We start from the raw sequence: 22,778 nt of genomic DNA, 5'->3' as shown, positions 1-22,778 counted from the left end.
GATTGTTTTGGAGCCGCGTTCAACGCCTGGAAGCCGTGTGGCATGTGCGCCGGCATTGCGGGTTGGAGATTGCGGGATGAGTTACGCGGCCGATGTCTGGACTCCCGCGGAGGCCGAGATCACGACGGCGCTACCGGCTGACGGGATCGTGTCCGTGACACCGTCGGTGCCGCTGGCGCCGGACAGCACGCCCGATGCTGCCGATGTGGTCTACGACGAGGACAGCGAGCTTCTGGACAAGCTTGCGCTCGGCGACGAAGCCGCTTTCCGCATGCTGGTCGAGCGTCACATCGATCGTGCCTACGCAATCGCGCTGCGCATCGTCGGCAATGCCGCGGATGCCGAGGACGTGGTGCAGGACACCATGCTCAAGGTCTGGAGCCATCGCGGCCGCTGGCAGCACGGCCGCGCCAAATTCTCGACCTGGCTCTATCGCGTCATCTCCAACCGCTGCATCGATCTGCGCCGCAAGCCGCGCAACGAGAATGTCGAGACGGTGCCTGAGGTTGCCGATGGCCAGCCCGGCGCCGTCGAGATCATCGAGCGCAACGAGATGAATCATATGCTCGAGCTCGCGATGCAGCGGCTGCCCGAGCAGCAACGCATCGCAGTGATCTTCTCTTACCACGAGAACATGAGCAACGGCGAGATCGCCCAGGTGATGGACACCACGGTGGCGGCGGTGGAGTCCCTGCTCAAACGTGGGCGCCAGCAGCTGCGTCAGCTGCTGCGCAAGCACGAGCGCGACATTCGCACCGCCTTTACCGATTGCTAACCATAAAATCCCGCTCGCGAGAATTTTCGCGCCTGATCTCCTTGCGCTCCACCGTTTGAGCGAACGGACGGGGCTGCGGTCCGCGTCGTCAATCGTCTTCGATGCGGCACGCAATGCCCATCAGCACAGGAGTTTCCAATGCCTGCAATCTCCACCAATACCGCGGCCAACTCCGCGGTCCGCTACCTCAACATCAATTCCGCGCAGGAGAGCAGCGCGCTCGCCAAGCTGTCGAGCGGCTCGCGCATCACCTCGGCCTCGGACGACGCGGCGGGCCTCGCGATCTCGACCCGCATCTCGTCGGACGTCACCACGCTGCAGCAGGCCGCAACCAACTCCTCGCAAGCGACCGCGATCCTGCAGACGGCCGACGGCGGCGCCTCCAACATCTCGGACATCCTGGCCCGCATGAAGTCGCTGGCTTCGGAGTCCGCGTCGGGCACCACGACCGACTCCAGCCGCGCCTACATCAACTCGGAATTCTCGCAGCTTACGAGCGAAATCGATTCGATCTCGACCGGCACGCGCTATTCCAGCCAGAGCCTGCTGGACGGCTCGAGCGTGTTCTCCTCGGGTGTCTCGGTGCTGGTCGGCTCCTCCGGCTCCGACACGATCACGATCAAGCTCGCCAGCCTGACGTCGTCTTCGCTCGGCGTGTCCTCGCTCGACGTCAGCTCGCTGTCCGACGCGACCTCGGCGCTCAGTGTGCTGGACACCGCGATCGATACGGTTTCCGCCGCCCGCGCCAGCATCGGCGCGCAGGAATCGCGGTTCAACTTCTCGTCCGATTCCATCTCGACCCAGACCCAGAACCTGCAATCGGCGAATTCGGCGATCAAGGACGTCGATATCGCGTCGGAGCAGGCCACGCTGTCCTCGGCCGAGGTGAAGACCCAGGCTGCGGTCTCGGCCGAATCCGCGGCGAACCAGATGCCGCAATATCTGCTCAAGCTGCTCGGCTAAGCGCCCGGCTTGACGATTTCCGGGCCGGCGTGACGCCGGTCCGGTCCTCCTCGCGATGGATCCAGCAGCACAGTGACGTCAGTCAGTTCGAGCACCAGCACCGCGTCGACCAGCTCGAGCACGTCGAGCGCCGCCACCGTGACCACGACCGGCACCACGACGTCGTCCAGCGTCGATTGGAGCGCGCTGATCACCGCAGCGGTGAACGCCAAGCTCACCCAGGCGACGACGATCTCGACCACCATTACCAACAACGAGGCCAAGATCTCGGCCTACCAGACGCTCCAGACGGACCTCTCGACGCTGTCGAGCGGACTATCCTCGCTCGCGACGGCTGTCGTCAATTCGCTCGCCACAAACGTCTTCGCCACGCGCTCGGCGACCATCAGCTCGACCGGCGACGTCAGCGCGTCCTCCGCGCTCTCGATGTCAGTCAGCAACGGCGCGGCGACCGGCGACCACACGCTGACGATCAGCCAGGTCGCGACGGCGCAGAAGGTGGTCGGAACCTCGCAGTCGAGCCAGACCAGCGCGCTCGGCTATTCCGGCACGTTCTCGCTGGGTCTCGGCAGCGGCAGCACCGCAGATATCACGGTCACAAGCACGATGTCGCTTCAGGACGTCGTCGACGCCATCAATGCCCAGACCTCGACCACGAACGTGCAGGCCTCGATCGTCCAGGTGTCGAGCGGGTCGTACGAGATGGTGCTGTCGGGCACCGAGGATGCCGCCGACATCAGCTATTCCAGCACATCAGGCGACGACATCCTGAACAAGCTGGGCGTGACCGACAGCACCGGTGCGTTCGCCGACGTGCTGCAGACATCGCAGGCGGCGAAATTCTCACTCGATGGCATCTCGATGACGCGGGATACCAATGACATCACCGACGTGTTGACCGGCGTGACCTTCAACCTGCTGCAGGCAACGCCCAGCGGAGCATCGCTCAGCATCAGCATCGAGCCAGACACCAGCCAGATCTCGACGGCGGTCCAGAACCTCGTCACCAACTACAACACGTTCCGCGACGCGGTGATCGCGCAACAGGCGACGGCCTCGGACGGCACGGCGGATACGAGCGCGGTGCTATTCGGCGACGGCACCATGCGCGATATCATGGATTCGCTCCAGAACGCGCTCAACAGCACCGTGGGCGGGCTCACCATGGCCGACCTCGGTCTGTCCTTCAACGAGAAGAACGAGCTCGAGCTCGACACCTCGACGCTGTCAAACGTTCTCAGCACCAATCTGAGCGGCGTCACCACGCTGTTGTCGGCGCAGACCAAGACCTCGTCGAGCCAGCTCAGCGTCGTCAACACCGGCACCTCTCCACAATCCTTCACGCTGGAGTTGACAGTGGATTCGTCCGGGAATCTCACCTCCGCCTCGGTCGGGGGCGATTCCTCGCTGTTTACGGTCAGCGGCACCACGATCATCGGTGCCGCCGGAACCGCCTATGCCGGCATGGCCTTCAGCTATTCGGGATCGACGTCGCAATCGATCACCGTGACTTCGACATCAGGCATCGCCACGCAGCTCTATCAGCTGTCCAAGACCTATTCGTCGAGCTCCGGCTCGCTGCAGACGCTGATCACGAACCTGACCGATCGCGACACCGAGCTTCAGCAGAAGGTCGACGACATCGACAGCGCGGCGTCCGCCTACCAGTCGCAGCTCCAGACCCAATACGCGAATTACCAGGCCGCGATCACGAGCGCGAACAACACGCTCACCTATCTCAAGGCCCTGCTTAACTCCAGCTCGAGTGGTTGATGATGCATAATCCGATGGCGTACATGGCCAATCAGGCCTATCGGGGCGCGGCTACCAGCGTGCCGCCGCTGAAGGCGGTTTCGATGCTGCTCGGCGGCGCGATCACCTTCCTCCAGAAATCGCTGGCGGCGCAGGAAGCGCGGCGCTTCGAGGAGGGGCACGACTATCTGCTGAAGGCGACCGCGATCCTGCGCGGGCTCAGCCACAATCTCGACTTCACCAGGGGCGGGGCGGTCGCCGAGAGGCTGTTCCAGACCTACAACAGCCTGATCGTGGCGAGCCACAGGGCGTTCGGACGGCCGCACGTCCGCGAGAGTTTTCGGCGGATCATTGCGGCCCTCACCGAGCTGCGGGAGGCTTGGGAGTACGTGGACGCAACAGTGCGGGCCGGCAAGCCCGCGCCGGCTGATTCGGCCCGCATGGGCTGAAGTGCGAGGGGCATCGGGGCCCGCGAACCCTCCGCGCGATCGCCTGTCCCGCCGTTTGGGCCTGTTTCCGTAGTGCTCCGGGTGGTTTTGGCGCACGCGGCCGTCGGAAACCGGTTTCCGCCCCACTTGCAATGCTTTATGACGGCCTGACCGAGGCGGGATCGGCGGGCGATGGACGTCACCGAGTTTGAGCAACTGATCGATCGGCTGGGCGAGGATCTTTCCCTCTGGCCCGACGACCGGCGCTTGCCCGCCGAAGAGCTGCTGAAGCATTCCTCCGCCGCCCAGGCCCTGCTGGAGGAGATGCGCGCTCTGCGCCAGGCCCTCGCCGCTCCCCCGGTGCGAGCGCCCGAAGGCCTCACTGATCGCATTGCGGCGGCGGCAGCGAAAATGAAGAGCGACACCGCAGAGCCGCGCACCGAAGGCGAGACGGCGGAGAGCTGAACGGCTCTTCTTCTGTACTTTGATGTGCGCCTCTTCACCCCTCCCGCAAGCAGGGCGAGAGGGCACGCCTCCATCGCCGCTGCAAATCGGCTCGAGATAGCCTCTCACTGCGCACGCGGCAGATTTTGCCGAATCGAAAGCGATTATCGCAGCGGCGAATCCGCGCCTGAATCCGCGCGCCCCCGCGTTTCATCAGCACACAGATTTCAAGCGCGCTGACCGGCATCCGTGTCGCCGGCCGCGCGGGAAGGTCGGAGTTCCTGATGACAGTTTCCGCAGTGAGTTCTGCAACGACCGCGACCACGGCGACGTCGTCATCGTCGAGCACCTCCTCCAGCTCAACGCTGACGTCCAGCGATTTCCTGAGCCTGCTCGTCAGCGAGCTCCAGAATCAGGATCCGCTGAATGCGACCTCGACGACCGACCTCGTCAATCAGCTCACCTCCTACGCCAATTTCAGCTCCCAGCAGTCGATCAACTCCAGCCTGACCTCGCTCGCGAGCTCGTTCTCGAGCCTCGTGACGCTGAACTCGGTCAACTATATCGGCCACACCGTCGAGGCGAAGACCGACACGTCGACGCTGAGCAACGGCTCGGCGACGTTCGGCTACTCGCTGTCATCGGCGGCCTCGGACGTTTCGATCACCGTCAAGGATTCTTCGGGCAACACGGTCTACACCGGCACGGGGACCGGCAATTCCGGTTCCAACACCTTCACCTGGGACGGCAAGAATTCGAGCGGCACCCAGCTCGCTGACGGCGGCCGGTACACCATCTCGGTCACCGCGACGGACAGCGCCGGCAACTCGGTCCTCAATTACACGACCGTCACCGGTACCGTGACCGGCATCGACACCTCGACGTCCACGCCCTCGCTCACGGTGAACGGCGTCTCCGTCAGCGCTTCCAACATCATCGGCGTCACGTCCTGATCCCGCGTCCAGATCTCCTCGGAGTTTCATCATGAGTCTCACCGGTGCCCTTTCTTCGGCGATCTCCGCGCTCAGCGCGCAGAGCCAGTCGCTGTCCATGATCAGCGACAACATCGCCAATTCCTCTACGACCGGCTACAAGACGACGTCGGCGATGTTCGACGACCTCGTCACCGCCTCGAGCAACGCGACGTCTTATGCCTCGGGCGGCGTCACCGTCTCGGGCCGCGCCAACATCACCCAGCAGGGCCTGCTGGCCTCGACCTCCAACGCCACCGACGTTGCGATCCAGGGCTCGGGCTTCTTCGTCGTGACCAGCGCGACGTCGGGCGGCACCACCTCCTACACCCGCAATGGCGCCTTCTCGACCGACAATGCGGGCTATCTCGAAAACAACGGCAGCTATCTCGAGGGCTGGCGCACCGATGCGGACGGCAACGTCGTCGGCAATGAATCGGCGAGCAATCTCCAGGCCATCAACACAGAGATCGCCTCGACCAGTGGCAGCGCCACCACCAAGACCACGATTGCGGCCAACCTGCCGTCGGATGCCGCCACCGGCGACACCTACACCAGCTCGATGACCGTTTACGATTCGCTCGGCGCCGCGAACTCGATGCAGGTGACCTGGACCAAGACCGGGACCAACACCTGGAGCGCGAGCTTCGCCAATCCGACCTCGACCTCGGATACCACCACCGCGACCGGCACGGCCTCGGGCTCGGTCGCCATCACCTTCAACAGCGACGGCTCGCTTGCCAGCACCAGCCCAAGTCCCGCGACCGTCAAAATCACGGGCTGGACCGATGGCGCGGCTGACAGCACGATTACGATGAATCTCGGCACCGCCGGCAAGACCGACGGTCTGACGCAATACGCCTCGGGCGAGACGACGCCGACGGTCAACGTCACCAGCATCTCCTCGGACGGCCTGTCCTACGGCAAGCTCTCCAGTATTTCGATCGGCAAGAACGGCGTCGTCGACGCCACCTATTCCAACGGCCAGACCATCGCGATCTACAAGATCGCGGTGGCGACCTTTGCCGACCCCACCGGACTATCCGCCGCCAGCGACGGTCTCTATTCCGCGACGGTCACCTCGGGGAGCGCCGCGCTGCAGGCCTCCGGCGAGAACGGTGCGGGCACGATCTACGGCAGCGAGCTGGAATCCTCGACCACCGACACCTCCAGCCAGTTCTCGAGCATGATCTCCGCGCAGCAAGCCTATTCGGCTGCGTCTCAGGTCATCTCCACCGTCAACAAGATGTACGACACCCTGATCTCGGCGATGAGGTGAGCGATGCGTCGCGACAAGGCGAGCGCCGCCGGAGAAGCGCTGCTGCGCCGGCTGCAACGACTGGTCGCGCGGGCCGCAACCGTCGCGGAGAGCGATCGCAAGCAAATCGTTGCGCTGCTCGACGATCTCGAGACGACGCGGCGCGGTCTGCTGAAGGAATGCGCTGATGTCGACAGCGAAATGAGACAGGCGACCGTCAGGACGACCGCGATCGGCACATACTTGCGCAACGCGCAAGCCCGTCGCGGCAAGCGGCACAATTAGAAGAAGGCGATGATCATGAGTGTAGCCCAAGCCAATAGCCAAGCCACCAAAGCCGGCGCCGCAACCGGCGATGCGCGGATCAAGTCGCTGATCGCGCTGATCGACGTCCTGATCGCGCTGATCGCGGAAGAGAACGCCGAGCTCGCCAAGGGCCTGCCGGCCTCGCGGCTGAAGCAGGTCGATGAGAAGAACCGCCTGGCAGAGATTTTCGAGCGTACGGTCGCCGAGTGCGCGGCCGGCACGACCACGCTGAACGTGCGGGACCGGATCCTGCGCGAGCAGCTGCTGGACCGGATCCTGAAGCTGCGCGCCGCCATGGACGAGAACCTGGTGCGTCTGCGGGCCGCGATCGAGGCCAGCAACCGACGGATCGAGGCGGTCATGCAGGCGATCCGTGAGCAGATCGCCGCCGTGACGCCCTATGGCGCCTCGGGCCGCGTTTCCGCGCGCGCCGTCTCCAGCGGCACCAGCCGCAGCGCCTGAAGAGCAGGGGAGGCCTCCGTGTCGCTCGATATCGCACGATCGATCGCTTTCAGCGGCCTGTCGTCCACGTCGGTGCAGATCAGCGTCACGTCGTCGAACATCTCGAACGCCGACACGACGGGCTACACCAAAAAAACCGCGAACCAGTCGAGCAGCGTCACCAACGGCGTCGGTACCGGCGTCACCGTGACGGGCATCACCTCGACGGTCGACAAGCTGCTGCTGAAGTCGCTGGTCAGTGCGGATTCCGATCTCGGTGCGGCCGACACGACCAATACCTATCTGACGTCGCTGGAAAAGCTCTACGGCTCGACCAGCAGCACCAGCAGCTCGTCAACCGGAACGTCGCTCGCCAACAGCATCGCTTCGCTGGAATCGGCTCTGTCGTCGCTGGCGAGCACGCCGAGCAGCGCCTCGCTGCAATCCAACGTCGTCAGCGCGCTCGACGACGTCACCAGCCAGTTGCGGGAGACCTCGAGCGGGATCCAGAAGCTCCGCTCCAATGCCGACCAGGACATCGCGTCCTCGATCGACGACGTCAACACGGACCTGCAGAACATTTCGGATCTGAACGCCGAGATCAAGCAGACGGCCGCGGCCGGCCAGTCGACGGCCGACCTGGAGGACCAGCGCAACACCGCGCTCCAGGACGTCGCCTCCAAGATGAACGTCAGCTACTACACCGCCTCGAACGGCGATCTCCAGGTCTACACCACGACCGGGCAGGCGCTGGTCGACTCGTCCGCGCACAAGATCAGCTATGCGGCTGCGGCCAACGTGTCGCCGTCGACGACCTACACGGCGGGCTCCTCGTCGAGCGGCTTCAGCGCGATCTCGGTGAACGGTGTCGACATCACGTCGCAGATCACTGGCGGCGACATTGGCGCGCTCGTCACTCTCCGCGACAAGACCCTGCCGGCGGCGCAATCGCAGCTCGATCAGCTCGCGAGCCAGCTTGCCTCGGCGGTCAACACCGTCTCGAACAGCGCCTCCTCGGTGCCGGCGCCGACGAGCCTAACCGGAACGACCAGCGTTACCAGCGGCACGGCGCTGTCCGCCACCGGTACGGTGCGCCTTGCTGTCACCGACCAGAGCGGAAATCTGGTCTCATACGGCGATCTCGATTTGTCGTCCTATTCGACCGTCGGCGATCTCGTGACGGCCATCAATGGCATCTCCGGGATGTCGGCCTCAATCGATGCGAACGGCCATCTCTCGATCTCGGCGACCGCTTCGGGCAATGGCATCGCCATCAACGAGATGACGAGCTCGGTGGGAAGCTCGAACGAGGGGTTTTCGAGCTATTTCGGCCTCAACGACCTCATGACCGGAACCAGTGCATCGGATATCGCGGTCGACAGCAGTATTCTGACCGGCACCAAGGGGCTGCAGCTCGCCACGCTGAATTCCTCATCGAGCCTCACCGCCGGCAACAGCGTGCTGACATCGGGGTCGGCGACCACAGTCAATGCGCTCTACAGCGCATTGACTGCGTCCCGGACGTTTTCCTCCACCGGAGGTCTCGCTGCCACCACCGGGTCGTTCGCCGACTACGCCTCGACTATCGTCGCCGACGTTGCGAGCAAGTCCTCGCAGGCCTCGACCAATTACACCGCCAAGGAGACCGCGCAATCGACCTATGCAAGCTCGCTGTCGTCGCAGTCGGGCGTCAACCTCGACGAGGAATCGGCCAATCTGAGCACGCTACAGAACCAGTACTCGGCGGCGTCCGCGCTGATCTCGGCGATCAACACGATGTACTCGGCGCTGATCACCGCCGTGCAGTCGTCGTAACGCGGGGAGCAGGCCCATGGTCGCGATGCGGATCGCCACCTTCGCCCAGTCGAGCCAGATGATCGCCGACGCGATGCGCGTGGAATCGGTGATGGCCAGCGAGCAGGTCCAGGAATCCTCGGGCGTCGTCTCCACCGATTTCGGCGGCTACGGCTCGAACGCGCAGCATGTCGTCAATCTCCAGGTGTCGGTGACGCGCGCGCAGTCCTATATCGATGCGGCGACGCTCGCCGACAGCAAGGTGCAGGTGATGTATTCGGCGGTCGGATCGATGACCGACATCATCACCCAGCTCCGCACCCAGCTCAGCGCCGCCTCGACCGGAAGCTCGACTGAAACTACATCCGTGATCTCCTCGGCACAGCAGATGCTGCAAGAGATGGGCTCGCTGATGAACACCCAATATGACGGCCAGTATGTCTTTGCCGGCGGTAAGACCGACACGGCGCCGGTCGACCTCACCAGCTTTTCGTCGGGGACAGGCTCCACCACCACGGTGGATGCCAGCTACTACAAGGGCGGTAACGAGATCGCCTCGGTGCGTGTCGCCACCGACAACACCGTGTCGTACGGGGTCAACGCCGACAATTCGGCGTTCGAGGAGGTGATGCGCGTGCTGAAGTTCGTGGCCAACAGCAGCTCGCTATCGTCCTCGGACATTTCGAGCGCGCTCGATCTGGCGAGCACCGCGCTCGACGACACCGCCGCGGTACAGGCCAAGCTCTCCAGCTCAGCGTCCTCGATCGAGGCGGCGAGCACACGCCAGACCGATTACAAGAGCTATGCCGAGAGCCTGTCGAACGACCTCACCGGGGTCGATGTCGCCGCCATCACCGCCCAGCTCTCGACCGACCAGACCCAGCTCACCGCGTCCTATTCGGCGATGTCCAAGATCCTGGGCATGAATCTGGCGAGCTATCTGAAGTAGGCCTATTCGGCCGCGATCCGTTCCATCGCCATGACGCGGAGCTTTGCGCGCTGGATCTTGACGCCGTTGGCGCTGTCGGTGACCGGGAAGGCGTCCACGAGATAGATCCGTGCCGGCACCTTGTAACCGGCGAGCCGCTCGCGCAGGCGGGCGAGCAACGTTTCCTGCTGCGGGGGCGCGCCGGCCGGGATGACGAAGGCCACGCAGCGCGCCTGGCCGTTCAGATCGACGGCGACGACCTGCGCATCCGCAACGCCCGCGCAGGATTTGAGCTCATCCTCGACCTCGCCGGGCGCGACCAGGAAGCCGCCGAGGCGCATGGCATCGCCGGCGCGGGTTTCATAAACGAATGAGCCGTCGCCGCGGAGCCGGCCGATATCGCCGGTGCGGAAGAAGCCATCCGCAGCGATCGCCTCGCGCGTCGCATCGGGATTGTTGAAATAGCCGAGTAAGCGCGACGGCGCGCTGATCTCGATTTCGCCGGAGACACCGGGAGCGGCGAGTTGGCCGGTCTCGGTGTTGCGCACGCGCACCTTCGCCTCCGATGACATCGGCCAGCCGCCGCCCTCGATGCGATCGGCAAAGGCGTCGGTGCCACGGCCGATCGAGAACAGCGCCTGCACTTCGCTCGAACCGTAGAGGCCGAACAGCGACAGGCCGCGCGCTTCGGCCTGCGCAGCCAGCTCGCGCCAGCCGGGCTGGAAGGCGGCAAAGCCGCAGACTTCGAGATGCGGGTATGGCCGCGGCGCGTCGCTGAGAGCGAGAATGCGGCGGAACATCTCGTCGGAGCCGAAGGCGTGCGTGATCCTGTGTTCGCTGAGGATCTTCGACGCCGGCGCCGCCTCGAAGGCATCGAGCACGTGGATTGTCGCGCCAGCCGCGATGAAGCCGAGCAGGCTCGTCATGCCGAAGGTGCCGCAGAAAGGCAGCATTGCCAGCAGCGAATGGCGCTGCGGAGAGAGCCGAAGCGCGCGGGCCACAGCGTTGGCGTGGCTCGTCAGCGTCCGCTGCGAATGCGCCACCAGCTTGGGCCCCTTGGTCGTGCCCGATGTGGTGTAGAGCAGAACCGGCAGGTCGATATCGCCTTGGGCACGTGCCGACGGGTAGGGCTTCTCGAACGCATCGAAGCGTACGAAAGGCCATTGCGCGGATACCGCGTGCGGGCCGATCACTGCGAGCTTCTGCAGCGCGGGCACCTCGTCTTTGGAGATGTCGGCGAGGATCGCCGCGAACTCGATCGCGCGGAACGCCGCCTCGATCACCAGCAGCTTGGCGCCGGACAATTTGAGGAGATGCGCGACCTCCGCGCTGCGGTAGCGTGTATTCACGGCGGCGACGATCGCGCCGAGCCGGGCGGCGGCGAACAGCAGCGCGATCCATTCGATCCGGTTGACCAGCCAGACTGCGACGACGTCGCCCTTGCCGATTCCCTGCGCCGCCAGCCAGGCCGCGGTCTGCCCGATCTTTCCTGAGAATTCCGCGCGCGAGACAGGCGTGTCGTCGAACACGAAGGCCGGCTCGGCAGCGGTGTCCGATCCGATCAGCGAATGAAGTGAAACCTCGTCGGCATGCATGGCAACCGGAGTAGCCCGATCGCGCCAGCCTGTCTACTTGGTGCCGAACATCCGGTCGCCGGCATCGCCAAGGCCCGGCACGATGTAGCCGTGATCGTTGAGCCGCTCGTCGATCGCGGCGGTCCAGATCGGCACGTCGGGATGCTCGCTCTGGAATTGCGCGATCCCCTCCGGCGCCGCCAGCAGGCAGACGAAGCGGATGTCGCGGGCGCCGCGGTCCTTGAGCAGCGAGGCGCCGGCGCAGGCCGAATTGCCGGTCGCCAGCATCGGGTCCATCAGGATCACGGTGCGGTCGGACAGGTCCTGCGGCGCCTTGAAGTAATATTCCACGGCCTGCAATGTCTCGGGGTCGCGGTAAAGCCCGATATGGGCGATGCGGGCCGAGGGCATCAGCGCCAGCATGCCGTCGAGGAAGCCGACGCCGGCGCGCAGGATCGGCGCCAGCGTGAGCTTCTTGCCGGCGATCTTCGGCGCCTGCATCGGGGAGATCGGCGTCTCGATCTCCACCAGCTCAAGCGGCAGGTCGCGCGTCACCTCGTAGCCGAGCAGCATCCCGACCTCGTTCAGGATCTCGCGGAAGCTCTTGGTCGAGCGATCCTTCTCCCGCATCAGGGAAAGCTTGTGCTGGACCAGGGGGTGGGCGACGACGTTGACGCGGCTTGTGCTCATGCAAGCGATCTAACACGGTTCCGCGAAAATGCGCCAGATCGGCTAGGCGTTTTCCGCAAGCGGCGGGGTGGCTGGCCGGTTGCTCGCCGCGTAGGCAGCCATGGTCAATTCGCGGTCGATCGCGCGGAAGCGTGGGGTCTAGACGCCAAGACCGCACGCTGCGAGCATGATCACGATGGCCAGGATGCTGCCCCAGACCAAGCTCAATGTCATGGCCAGGATGGTCATCGTGACCGCGTGCTCGAAATGTCCTCTGAAGAGTTTCATGCCAGGCGGGACTGTCGGATGACCATGGGGTTTCGGGGTTCGCTCAGCTGAAATTCTCGCAAGACGCCGGCTCATAGAGTGGATCTGCCGCAGGGCGCACGCTGGGAACGCTCGGCCGCGAGGCTTCTACGGCTATGGCCTGGACTTCCACGAAAGCCGACAGCAGGGCGATTGCGAGGTCGCCGTGGCATCCCTCGACGGCCGTGTCGAGCCAATCCGGGAGCTCGCGTTCACGGGAGATCGCACAGTGCCATTCGCCTTCGTCATAGGCGATGCGGCGGATGTGCCACAGCGGCAGTTCGAGCTCGAGCAATGCCAGCGCCGCGTCGGCCCACGCCTCCACGTCGATCAGGCGCATGACGCGCGCGGTGCGCTCGGACTGTCCAAGCGAGGGAAAGCGGCGGCAGGCCTTTTCGATGATTTCGAGCATCAACGGTCGGGTCATGCCTTGCACGTGACGCAGGCGCTCGCTGAGGGAGGGTGGCTCGTAGTGGGGGAGAGTGGCGGTCATGCAGCCTCCTGGAAGGGGCGTCGGCAGTCGGCCGGCGTCTTCAGGGTGGCGGGGACGCCATTTGAAAACGAGAGGGGAAGGGGATGGCAGATATAGGAATCTTATAAAGGCCGAGGGGCGCGATGCATCGCAGGCCGTCCGGCCTTTATGAAATTCCTATAACTTCGCCACAGTCCCCGTCTCGAAAACCTATGGCCGTGATGGCATTTCAGCACGGTCAAAAGTCCCGGCTTCTTTCTACGAGCTCCGCCGGGTCGGTGAAAAGTGTTGCTCCCGATAGAGGGTGCAACGAGGAGCATCTCCATGATGGACATTCTGATGCTGGCGCTGGGCTTCGGCTTCTTCGCGCTTGCAATCGGCTACACTTACGTCTGCGAACGACTGTAACGGAGCGGACCATGATCTTCGATTATGTGCTCGCCGGCAGCGTCTCGTTCGGCCTCCTGATCTACCTCACCTATGCACTGTTGCGGCCGGAGCGGTTCTGAGCCGTGCTGCTGCTTGTCGAATTGCTGCTGGCGGATGTTGCGCTGGTCGGCTGCCTGTTTGTGGTGCTGCTGCCGCTGCTCCGCCGGGCACCAAGCCTGAAGGGTTGATTCCATGACCGTGACCGGTTGGCTCCAGATCATTCTGTTTTGCGTCGTCATCGTCGCGCTCACAAAGCCGCTCGGCTGGTACATGACGCGCGTGTTCAACGGCGAAAAGACATTCCTTTCGCCGGTGCTGCGCCCGATCGAGGCCGGCATCTATTGGGTTTCCGGCGTCGACGAGAAGCGCGAGCAGCACTGGCTGACCTACACGGTCGCCATGCTGCTGTTCCATGTCGGCGGCTTGCTGATCATCTACGGCGTGATGCGCCTGCAGGCCGTGCTGCCGTTCAATCCGGCCGGGCAGGGGGCGGTGGCCGAGGATCTGTCCTTCAATACCGCGGTCTCCTTCATCACCAACACCAACTGGCAGAACTACGGCGGCGAGAGCACGCTGTCCTATCTCGTGCAGATGCTCGGCCTGACGCACCAGAATTTCCTGTCGGCGGCGACAGGCATTGCCCTCGCGGTCGCCCTGATACGCGGCTTCTCGCGTGCATCGATGCGCACGGTCGGCAATTTCTGGGTCGATGTGACACGTTGTACGCTCTACGTGCTGCTGCCGATCTGCATCGTCTACACGCTGTTCCTGGTCTGGCAGGGTATGCCGCAGACGCTCGGAGATTACGTCGAGGCCACGACGCTCGAAGGCGCCAAGCAGACCATCGCGGTCGGCCCGGTGGCCTCGCAGGTCGCGATCAAGATGCTGGGCACCAATGGCGGCGGTTTCTTCAACGCCAATGCCGCCCACCCCTTCGAGAACCCGACCGCGCTGTCGAACTTCGTGCAGATGATCTCGATCTTCGCGCTCGGCGCCGCACTGACCAACGTGTTCGGCCGCATGGTCGGCAACCAGCGCCAGGGCTGGGCGCTTCTCGCCGTGATGGGCGTGTTGTTCGTCACCGGTGTCGCCATCACCTATTGGGCGGAAGCCGGTGGCACCTCGATGCTTCAGGCGCTCGGGCTTGCCGGCGGCAACATGGAGGGCAAGGAAGTCCGCTTCGGCATCGTTGCCTCCTCGTTGTTCGCCGTCATCACCACGGCAGCCTCCTGCGGCGCGGTCAATGCCATGCATGACAGCTTTACCGCGCTCGGCGGCATGATCCCGCTGATCAACATCGAGCTCGGCGAAATCATCGTCGGCGGCGTCGGCGCCGGCATGTACGGCATGCTGCTGTTCGTCATTCTCGCGATCTTCGTCGCAGGCCTGATGGTCGGCCGCACCCCGGAATATGTCGGCAAGAAGATCGAGGCGCGCGAGGTCAAGATGGCGATGCTGGCGATCCTGGTGCTGCCGCTGATGATCCTCGGCTGGACCGCGGTCGGCGTGGTCTATCCGGCGGCCGTCGCCTCCATGGCGAATGCCGGCCCGCACGGCTTCACCGAAGTGCTCTACGCCTACACATCGGGCACCGGCAACAACGGCTCGGCCTTCGCCGGCCTCAGCGGCAACACGTTCTTCTACAACCTGACGCTGGCAAGCGCGATGTTCGTCGGCCGCTTCTTCATGATCGTCCCGGCCATGGCGATCGCGGGCTCGCTCGCCGAGAAGAAGTCGATCCCGCCGTCGATGGGCACGTTCCCGACCACCGGCGGCCTGTTCGTCGGCCTCGTCGTCGGCGTCATCCTGATCATGGGGGGCCTGACCTTCTTCCCGGCGCTCGCGCTGGGCCCGATCGTCGAACATCTGGCGATGAACGCCGGCAACCTCTTCTGATTGTCTGGAGTGACCTCCATGGAAGCCATGAAACAGCAAAAGCGTGCGTCCGTCTCGGCGATGCTCGATCCCAAGATCGTCGTGCCCGCGATCCGCGCATCCGTCACCAAGCTCGATCCGCGCTTGATGATCAAGAACTCCGTGATGTTCGTCGTCGAGATCGTGGCCGCCCTGACCACCGTGATCTTCCTGCGCGACCTCGTCACCGGCGGGGCAAATCTCGGCTTCACCTTCCAGATCATCGTCTGGCTCTGGTTCACTGTGCTGTTCGCCAACTTCGCCGAAGCGGTGGCCGAAGGGCGCGGCAAGGCCCAGGCCGACTCGCTGCGCAAGACCCGCACCGAGAGCCAGGCCAAGCTCCTGACCCGCACGGGGCAGGATTTCAAGCTGGTGCCGGGCACGAGCCTGAAGGTCGGCGATGTCGTGCTGGTCGAGGCGGGCGACACCATCCCCTCCGACGGCGAGGTGATCGAGGGCGTCGCGTCCGTCAACGAGGCCGCCATCACCGGCGAATCCGCGCCCGTGATCCGCGAGTCCGGCGGCGATCGCTCGGCGGTGACAGGCGGCACCCAGGTGCTGTCCGACTGGATCCGAGTCCGCATCACCGCGGCGCAAGGCTCGACCTTCATCGACCGCATGATCAAGCTGGTCGAGGGCGCCGAGCGGGCCAAGACGCCGAACGAGATCGCGCTCAACATCCTGCTCGCCGGCCTCACCATTATCTTCGTGTTCGCCACCGTCACCATTCCGAGCTACGCCGCCTACGCCGGCGGCTCGATCTCGGTGATCGTGCTGGTCGCGCTGTTCGTGACGCTGATCCCGACCACGATCGGCGCGCTGCTGTCGGCAATCGGCATTGCCGGCATGGACCGCCTGGTGCGCTTCAATGTGCTGGCGATGTCCGGCCGCGCCGTCGAGGCCGCCGGTGACGTCGACACGCTGCTGCTCGACAAGACCGGCACCATCACGCTCGGCAACCGGCAGGCGACCGCTTTCCGCCCGGTGCGCGGCGTGACCGAGCAGGAGCTGGCGGACGCCGCCCAGCTGGCCTCGCTCGCCGACGAGACGCCGGAGGGTCGTTCCATCGTCGTGCTCGCCAAGGAAAAATACGGCATTCGCGGCCGTGAGATGGCGGAGCTTGGCGCAACCTTCATTCCGTTCACGGCGCAGACCCGCATGAGCGGTGTCGATGCCGGCGGCTCGTCGGTGCGCAAGGGCGCGGTCGATGCCATGCTCAACTACATCGGCGGAGGCGCTCCGACCGCAGTCGCGTCCGGCAACACGGCGCGGGCGATACAGCCTGCTGCCCTGTCCGAGCTCGGCCGCGAGATCCAGGCCATTGCCGACGACGTGTCGAAGTCCGGCGGCACGCCGCTGGCCGTCGCCAAGGACGGCAGGCTGCTCGGCATCGTCCAGCTCAAGGACATCGTCAAGGGCGGCATCCGCGAGCGCTTCGCCGAGCTGCGTCGCATGGGCATCCGTACCGTCATGATCACCGGCGACAACCCGATGACGGCGGCCGCGATCGCCGCGGAAGCCGGCGTCGACGACTTCCTGGCGCAGGCAACCCCGGAGGACAAGCTCAAGCTGATCCGGGACGAGCAGGCCAAGGGCAAGCTGGTGGCGATGTGCGGCGACGGCACCAACGACGCGCCGGCGCTCGCCCAGGCCGATGTCGGTGTTGCCATGAACACCGGCACCCAGGCCGCGCGCGAGGCCGGCAACATGGTCGACCTCGACTCCAACCCGACCAAGCTGATCGAGGTGGTGGAGATCGGCAAGCAGCTCTTGATGACGCGCGGTGCGCTCACGACGTTCTCGATCGCCAACGACGTCGCCAAGTATTTCGCGATCATCCCGGCGATGTTCCTGGCGTTCTACCCGCAGCTCGGCGTGCTCAACGTCATGAACCTGTCGAGCCCCCAGAGCGCCATCCTGTCGGCGATCATCTTCAACGCCCTGATCATCATCGGCTTGATCCCGCTGGCGCTCAAGGGCGTCGCCTACCGTGCGGTCGGTGCCGGCGCGCTGCTTCGGCGCAACCTCCTGATCTACGGCCTTGGCGGCATCGTCATTCCCTTCATCGGCATCAAGGCGATCGACCTCGCGGTCGTTGCCTTGCACCTGGCCTAACCTCCGTCATGGTGAGCGAAGCGAAGCGACGAAGCAATCCAGAACGTCTCCAAGGAAAGATCCTGGATTGCTTCGCTTCGCTCGCAATGACGACGTAACTGGAGACCCAACATGCTCAGAGAAATCCGCTCCGCTATCGTCCTGTTGCTCGTGCTCACCGCCATCACGGGCCTGGCCTATCCGCTCGCCATGACCGGCATCGCCGGCGCGATCTTCCCCGCCAAGGCGCAAGGCAGCCTGATCGAGAAGGATGGCAAGGTGGTCGGCTCCGCCCTGATCGGGCAGGAGTTCAAGGACGACAAATATTTCCACGGCCGCCCCTCGGCGACGCTGGCGCCGGACCCCAATGATTCCACAAAGACGGTCCCCGCGCCCTACAACGCCGCCAATTCGGGCGGCTCCAATCTCGGTCCGACCAGCAAGGCACTGGCCGATCGGCTGAAGGAGGATGTGGACAGGCTGAAAACCGAGAACCCGAACGCAACGGTCCCGGTCGATCTGGTCACGACCTCGGCCAGCGGTCTCGATCCCGACATTTCGCCGGAAGCGGCGCAATTCCAGGTGCCCCGTGTGGCCAAAGCGCGGAATATGTCGGAGGATTCGCTGAAGCAGCTCGTCGCCTCCAACACCGAGGGTCGTCTGTTCGGCCTGCTCGGCGAACCCAGGGTTAACGTTCTTGCGCTGAACCTCGCACTGGATCGTGCATCCGCGAAGTAGCGCTCTAGGCTCGGAATATCAGGACGATTATATTGGGCTGATGGTTCAGCAGCGCCGCGATCCCGAACAACGTCCGTCGCCGGAGGCGCTGCTGGAAGCTGCGCGCCGGGAGGAGAGCGCGAGCGGCAAGCTGAAGATCTTCGTCGGCGCCGCTCCCGGCGTCGGCAAGACCTACGAGATGCTGCAGAGCGCCCACGCCAAGCGCAAGGCCGGCGTTGACGTCGTGGTCGGTTTCGTCGAGACCCATGGCCGCGCGGAAACCGAAGCGCTGGTGCGAGGGCTCGAGGTCGTCCCGCGCAAGCGGCTCGATTACCGCGGCCAAATCGTCGAGGAGATGGACCTCGATGCCGTGATCGCGCGACGGCCGAAGCTCGCTCTGGTCGACGAGCTCGCCCACACCAACGCTGCCGGCAGTCGTCATCCCAAGCGCTATCTCGACGTCGAAGAGCTACTGTCTCACGGCATCGACGTCTACACCGCCGTCAACATCCAGCACATCGAGAGCCTGAATGACGTGGTCGCCCAGATCACGCATGTCCGCGTGCGCGAGACTGTGCCTGACTCGATCTTCGACCGCGCCGATGCCATCGAGCTGATCGACCTCACGCCGGACGATCTGATTCAGCGCCTCCGTGAAGGCAAGGTCTACGTCCCCAAACAGGCAGAGCGGGCGCTGGAGCACTACTTCTCGCCCGGCAACCTCACTGCGCTGCGCGAGCTGGCGCTGCGGCGCACGGCCGAGCGGGTCGACGAGCAGCTGCTCAACCACATGCAGGCCAACGCCATCGCCGGTCCCTGGGCTGCGGGCGAGCGCATCCTCGTCTGTGTCAGCGAGGATCCGCGCGCGGCCGGGCTGGTGCGGTATACGAAGCGGCTGGCCGACCGGCTCCACGCGCCGTTCACCGCGCTCTCGATCGAGACGCGGCGCTCGCTGCAGCTCTCGGACAAGGAGCGCGACCGGCTCGCCGATACGCTGCGGCTCGCCGAATCGCTCGGAGGCGAGGCGCTGACCATTCCGGCGGTCGGCCGCCGCATCGCCGACGACGTCATCAACTTCGCGCAAGGCAACAACGTCACCCAGATCGTGATCGGCAAGTCGAGCCGCTCACGCTGGTTCGAGATGACCCGCGGCTCGGTCGTGCACGACCTGGTGCGCCGCGCCGGCAACATCACTGTCCATGTCATCGCCGGTAACGAGCTGCCCGACGAGGCCGCGGCCGGGAGCGCGGTGCAAACCGCAGTGCGGGCCGAGCCGTTCGATCTGCTGCCTTACTTGAAGGCGCTCGGGATCGTGTTGATCGGTCTCGGCGCCGCCGAATTGATCCAGCCGCATTTCGGCATCGAGAATGTCGATCTCGTGCTGCTGACGTCCGTCGTGGCGGTTGCGGTCCGGTACGGCCTGTGGCCGTCGTTGCTGGCGACCGTGGCGGCGTCGCTCTGTTACAATTTTTTCTTCATCCCGCCGATCTACACCTTCACGATCACCGATCCGACCAACGTCGCCGCCTTCGTCCTGTTCACGGTGGTCGCCATGCTGGTCTCCAATGTCGCAGCGCGCGTGCGCACGCAGGCCGACACCGCGATCGGCCGGATCAGGATGACCGAGCAGCTCTATGCCTTCAGCCGCAAGCTTGCCGGTACCGCGACGCTCGACGACGTGCTGTGGGCGACGGCCTATCAGATCGCGTTGATGCTGAAGGTCCGCGTGGTGCTGCTGCTGCCGGAGGACGGACTTTTGACGGTGAAGTCAGGCTATCCGCCGGAGGACCAGCTCGATCAGGCCGACCTTGCCGCCGCCAACTGGGCCTGGAGCAATGATCGTTCCGCCGGTCGCGGCGCAGATACGCTGCCGGGCGCAAAGCGGCTGTTCCTGCCGATGCGCACCGGGCGTGGTCCGATCGGCGTGATCGGCATCGACAACGATCGCACCGGCCCGTTGCTGACGCCGGATCAGCGCCGGCTGCTGGACGCCCTGGTGGATCAGGGCGCACTTGCGATCGAGCGCGTGCTGCTGGTCGAGGACATGGACCGCGTCAAGCGCACCGTCGAATCCGAGCGGCTGCGTTCTGCGCTCCTGACCTCGATCTCGCATGATCTGAAGACGCCGCTCGCTTCGGTGCTGGGCGCGGCCTCGACCATGCGCGATCTTGCCGGCGCGCTGTCCGACACCGAGAAGCGCGACCTGCTCGGCACCGTCATCGACGAGTCCGAGCGGCTCAACCGCTTCATCGCCAATCTCCTCGACATGACCAAGCTCGAGTCCGGCGCCATCGTGCCCAATACGGCGCTGCACGATCTCGGCGAGATCGTCGGCAGCGCGCTGCGGCGCGCTTCGAAAATCCTCACCGCTCACAAGGTAGAGCTGGTGCTGGCAGCCGATCTGCCGATGCTCGAGCTCGACGCCGTGCTGTTCGAGCAGGTGTTGTTCAACCTGCTGGACAATGCCGCGAAATATTCGCCGCTCGACACGACTGTCGCGATCAGGAGCCGGCGCGAGCGCGACCAGGTGGTGCTTGATGTCGTCGACGAAGGCGCCGGCATCCCACCCGACGAGCTCGAGAGCGTGTTCGACAAGTTCTACCGAGTCCAAAAGGGCGATCACGTCCGTCCTGGCACCGGACTTGGACTCGCCATTTCCCGCGGCTTCGTCGAGGCGATGGGGGGCACGATCTCAGCCGCCAATCGCAGTGACCGCAGCGGCGCGATCCTCACCATCCGTCTGCCTGTGCCGGCGCAGACCCACGCATTGGATACCGCCGCATGAGCGCCGCCCCGATCAAGGTCCTGGTGATCGACGACGAGCCGCCGATCCGCAAATTGCTGCGGATGGGGCTGTCGACGCAGGGCTACGAGATATTGGAGGCCTCGAACGGCAGAGGCGCGCTGGAGAAGCTCACGGAACAGCCGGCGCTGATCATCCTGGATCTCGGCCTGCCGGATATCCAGGGCCACGAACTGCTGCGGACCATCCGCGCGCGCAACGAGAGCGTGCCCATCGTGGTGCTGTCGAGCCGCGGCGACGAGGCCGGAAAGGTGCAGGCGCTCGATCTCGGTGCCGACGATTATCTGACCAAGCCATTCGGCATGGACGAACTGCTGGCACGCCTGCGCGCCGCGCTGCGCCATCAGCTTCAGGTGCAGGGCGAGCGCCCGGTGTTCCGCACCGGCGATCTCTCGGTCGATCTCGTGCGCCGCATCGTCAAGCTCGGCGAGCGCGAGATCAGGCTGTCGCCGAAGGAATATGATCTGCTGCGCGTGCTGGTTCAGCACGCCGGCAAGGTGCTGACCCACAGATTCCTGCTCAAGGAGCTGTGGGACGAGCTGACCGACGCACAATACTTGCGCGTCTATGTTCGCCAGCTGCGCCAGAAGATCGAGGCCGACCCGGAACGGCCGCAATATGTGCTGACCGAGACGGGAATCGGGTACCGGTTGAAGGCGGCGGATTAGTTTCAATGGTCATTCCGGGGCGCGCGCCAGCGCGAGCCCGGAATCCATTTCTCCGCTCAGCATGCGTGGCATGATGGATTCCGGGCTCGATGCTTCGCATCGCCCCGGAATGACGACTACCCTGCCTTGCGATGCCGAGCCGTCGAGCGGTGCGCCTTCTTCGCAGCTTGCCGCCGCCCCGTCGCACGTCTGGCATGGGACCTCGTCGCCGTCTTCTTTCCGCCGCGGCCCTTCAGGCTCTGCTTCAGTGCATCCATCAGGCTGACCACGTTGCTCGGCCGCTCTTCCGGCTCGGGCAGCTCGATGGTCTTGCCGCTCGCCTTGCGTTTCACCAGCGCCTTCAGCGCGGTCTCGTACTCGTCCTTGAACTTGCTCGGATCGAAATGCGCTGCCTTGGTGTGCAGGATGTGGCCGGCGAGATCGACCATGTCCCTGGTGATCTTCGGGCTCTTGATGTCGTCGAAGAACTGGTCCTCGTCGCGCAGCTCATACGGAAAGCGCAAGGTGGTGCCGAGCAGACCCTTGCCGAGCGGCTCGATGGCGATGATGTGCTCGCGATTGGTGAGCACGATCTTGGCGAGCGCCACGCGGTCCTGATCCTTCATGGCGTCGCGGATCACCGCGAAGGCGTCGACGGCCGCCTTGCCGTCGGGCGCGATGTAATAGGGGTGGTTGAGATAGCGCTGGTCGATCTCTTCGCTCGGCACGAAGCTCTCGATGTCGATGGTGTGGTTGCTCTCGATCTGGACCGCCTCGAGCTCCTCGGGCTCGATCTCGACATATTTGCCCTTGCGCAGCTCGTAGCCGCGGCCTTTCTGATCGCTCTCGACCACCTCGCCGGTCTCCGAATCGATCATCTGCTGCTTGAGCCGGTTCCCGGTCTCGCGGTTGATCAGGTGAAACCGCGTCTTCTCGGCCGCGGTGGTCGCGGGATAGAGCACGACCGGGCAGCTCACCAGCGACAGCTTCAACGTTCCCTTCCAATAGGCGCGCGGAGCCATTCCATTCTCCAGTGATTCCAAGGCCTTTCAGGAACTCCAACCGGGCTCCGGGGTTTTGGTTCCGGGTGGGA

24 protein-coding genes are annotated in these 22,778 nt (G+C 64.7%); 18 read left to right on the top strand and 6 right to left on the bottom strand.

All coding sequences use genetic code 11. From position 1 onward, the window contains the following. Nucleotides 1–76: 76 nt before the first annotated feature. Entirely contained in the window at nucleotides 77–775 is a 699-nt protein-coding gene (locus IF809_RS08560; protein ID WP_128964525.1) for an RNA polymerase sigma factor, read from the top strand. Nucleotides 776–913: 138 nt separating this feature from the next. After that, nucleotides 914–1,738, top strand: coding sequence for a flagellin (locus tag IF809_RS08555; protein WP_128964526.1), 825 nt, complete (start codon nucleotides 914–916; stop codon nucleotides 1,736–1,738). Here the strand turns inward: IF809_RS08555 and IF809_RS08550 are convergent. Beyond that, nucleotides 1,735–1,956, bottom strand: a complete 222-nt coding sequence (locus IF809_RS08550) for a hypothetical protein (RefSeq protein WP_244659270.1) — start codon at nucleotides 1,954–1,956, stop codon at nucleotides 1,735–1,737. The genes IF809_RS08555 and IF809_RS08550 overlap by 4 nt on opposite strands. Between IF809_RS08550 and fliD the strand changes: the two genes are divergently transcribed. From fliD to IF809_RS08505, 9 genes are all read left to right on the top strand, one after another. After that, the gene (gene fliD, locus IF809_RS08545; protein WP_462837359.1) at nucleotides 1,877–3,511 is read left to right on the top strand and encodes a flagellar filament capping protein FliD; all 1,635 of its coding nucleotides are present in this window, start codon (nucleotides 1,877–1,879) and stop codon (nucleotides 3,509–3,511) included. The two genes, IF809_RS08550 and fliD, sit on opposite strands and share 80 nt — an antisense overlap. After that, complete coding sequence (locus IF809_RS08540) at nucleotides 3,511–3,939, top strand: flagellar export chaperone FliS (protein ID WP_462837358.1); 429 nt, start codon at nucleotides 3,511–3,513, stop codon at nucleotides 3,937–3,939. The genes fliD and IF809_RS08540 overlap by 1 nt, the downstream gene beginning before the upstream one ends. Nucleotides 3,940–4,110: 171 nt before the next feature. Then, complete coding sequence (locus tag IF809_RS08535; RefSeq protein ID WP_128964529.1) at nucleotides 4,111–4,383, top strand: hypothetical protein; 273 nt, start codon at nucleotides 4,111–4,113, stop codon at nucleotides 4,381–4,383. Between the two features lie 263 nt (nucleotides 4,384–4,646). Next, the gene (locus IF809_RS08530; protein ID WP_462837357.1) at nucleotides 4,647–5,315 is read left to right on the top strand and encodes a flagellar hook assembly protein FlgD; all 669 of its coding nucleotides are present in this window, start codon (nucleotides 4,647–4,649) and stop codon (nucleotides 5,313–5,315) included. Between the two features lie 31 nt (nucleotides 5,316–5,346). Beyond that, the gene (flgE, locus tag IF809_RS08525) at nucleotides 5,347–6,612 is read left to right on the top strand and encodes a flagellar hook protein FlgE (RefSeq protein WP_462837356.1); all 1,266 of its coding nucleotides are present in this window, start codon (nucleotides 5,347–5,349) and stop codon (nucleotides 6,610–6,612) included. A gap of 3 nt (nucleotides 6,613–6,615) precedes the next feature. Continuing rightward, nucleotides 6,616–6,876 carry a hypothetical protein gene (locus tag IF809_RS08520; protein WP_462837355.1) on the top strand — a complete coding sequence of 87 codons (261 nt, stop codon included), beginning with the start codon at nucleotides 6,616–6,618 and terminating at the stop codon, nucleotides 6,874–6,876. Nucleotides 6,877–6,885: 9 nt separating this feature from the next. Then, entirely contained in the window at nucleotides 6,886–7,359 is a 474-nt protein-coding gene (locus IF809_RS08515; protein ID WP_164938486.1) for a flagellar protein FlgN, read from the top strand. Between the two features lie 18 nt (nucleotides 7,360–7,377). Next, nucleotides 7,378–9,153, top strand: coding sequence for a flagellar hook-associated protein FlgK (gene flgK / locus IF809_RS08510; protein ID WP_128964534.1), 1,776 nt, complete (start codon nucleotides 7,378–7,380; stop codon nucleotides 9,151–9,153). A 16-nt stretch (nucleotides 9,154–9,169) separates the two neighbouring features. Beyond that, nucleotides 9,170–10,081, top strand: coding sequence for a flagellin (locus IF809_RS08505; RefSeq protein WP_462837354.1), 912 nt, complete (start codon nucleotides 9,170–9,172; stop codon nucleotides 10,079–10,081). A gap of 2 nt (nucleotides 10,082–10,083) precedes the next feature. Here the strand turns inward: IF809_RS08505 and IF809_RS08500 are convergent, their stop codons facing one another. The 4 genes from IF809_RS08500 to IF809_RS08485 all read right to left on the bottom strand — a co-directional run bounded on the left by IF809_RS08500 (nucleotide 10,084) and on the right by IF809_RS08485 (nucleotide 13,102). Further along, on the bottom strand, nucleotides 10,084–11,655 hold the full coding sequence (locus tag IF809_RS08500; protein WP_462837353.1) for an AMP-binding protein: 1,572 nt from the start codon (nucleotides 11,653–11,655) through the stop codon (nucleotides 10,084–10,086). Between the two features lie 33 nt (nucleotides 11,656–11,688). Continuing rightward, nucleotides 11,689–12,324, bottom strand: coding sequence for a uracil phosphoribosyltransferase (upp, locus tag IF809_RS08495; RefSeq protein WP_092297480.1), 636 nt, complete (start codon nucleotides 12,322–12,324; stop codon nucleotides 11,689–11,691). A gap of 138 nt (nucleotides 12,325–12,462) precedes the next feature. Further along, nucleotides 12,463–12,591: a hypothetical protein gene (locus IF809_RS08490; protein ID WP_462837352.1), complete on the bottom strand. Its 129-nt coding sequence runs from the start codon at nucleotides 12,589–12,591 to the stop codon at nucleotides 12,463–12,465. A 43-nt stretch (nucleotides 12,592–12,634) separates the two neighbouring features. After that, the gene (locus IF809_RS08485) at nucleotides 12,635–13,102 is read right to left on the bottom strand and encodes a hypothetical protein (protein ID WP_453982277.1); all 468 of its coding nucleotides are present in this window, start codon (nucleotides 13,100–13,102) and stop codon (nucleotides 12,635–12,637) included. Between the two features lie 264 nt (nucleotides 13,103–13,366). Here IF809_RS08485 and IF809_RS08480 point away from each other — a divergent pair, with 264 nt between their 5' ends. From IF809_RS08480 to IF809_RS08450, 7 genes are all read left to right on the top strand, one after another. Then, nucleotides 13,367–13,489, top strand: a complete 123-nt coding sequence (locus tag IF809_RS08480; protein ID WP_283814956.1) for a hypothetical protein — start codon at nucleotides 13,367–13,369, stop codon at nucleotides 13,487–13,489. An 11-nt stretch (nucleotides 13,490–13,500) separates the two neighbouring features. Continuing rightward, on the top strand, nucleotides 13,501–13,590 hold the full coding sequence (locus IF809_RS08475; RefSeq protein ID WP_453982278.1) for a K(+)-transporting ATPase subunit F: 90 nt from the start codon (nucleotides 13,501–13,503) through the stop codon (nucleotides 13,588–13,590). A 112-nt stretch (nucleotides 13,591–13,702) separates the two neighbouring features. Then, nucleotides 13,703–15,406 carry a potassium-transporting ATPase subunit KdpA gene (kdpA, locus tag IF809_RS08470; RefSeq protein ID WP_462837351.1) on the top strand — a complete coding sequence of 568 codons (1,704 nt, stop codon included), beginning with the start codon at nucleotides 13,703–13,705 and terminating at the stop codon, nucleotides 15,404–15,406. Between the two features lie 18 nt (nucleotides 15,407–15,424). After that, entirely contained in the window at nucleotides 15,425–17,539 is a 2,115-nt protein-coding gene (gene kdpB / locus IF809_RS08465) for a potassium-transporting ATPase subunit KdpB (RefSeq protein ID WP_462837350.1), read from the top strand. A gap of 111 nt (nucleotides 17,540–17,650) precedes the next feature. Continuing rightward, entirely contained in the window at nucleotides 17,651–18,256 is a 606-nt protein-coding gene (locus IF809_RS08460) for a K(+)-transporting ATPase subunit C (protein ID WP_462837349.1), read from the top strand. A 40-nt stretch (nucleotides 18,257–18,296) separates the two neighbouring features. After that, entirely contained in the window at nucleotides 18,297–21,020 is a 2,724-nt protein-coding gene (locus IF809_RS08455; RefSeq protein WP_462837348.1) for a DUF4118 domain-containing protein, read from the top strand. Next, nucleotides 21,017–21,706, top strand: coding sequence for a response regulator (locus IF809_RS08450; protein ID WP_128964544.1), 690 nt, complete (start codon nucleotides 21,017–21,019; stop codon nucleotides 21,704–21,706). The genes IF809_RS08455 and IF809_RS08450 overlap by 4 nt, the downstream gene beginning before the upstream one ends. Nucleotides 21,707–21,822: 116 nt before the next feature. Here the strand turns inward: IF809_RS08450 and ku are convergent, their stop codons facing one another. Further along, nucleotides 21,823–22,707 carry a non-homologous end joining protein Ku gene (gene ku / locus IF809_RS08445; protein ID WP_128964545.1) on the bottom strand — a complete coding sequence of 295 codons (885 nt, stop codon included), beginning with the start codon at nucleotides 22,705–22,707 and terminating at the stop codon, nucleotides 21,823–21,825. Between the last annotated feature and the right edge of the window lie 71 nt (nucleotides 22,708–22,778).

The sequence above is a fragment of the Bradyrhizobium sp. UFLA06-24 genome, from assembly GCF_054967145.1.
This window is presented reverse-complemented; position numbering and strand designations above follow the sequence as displayed.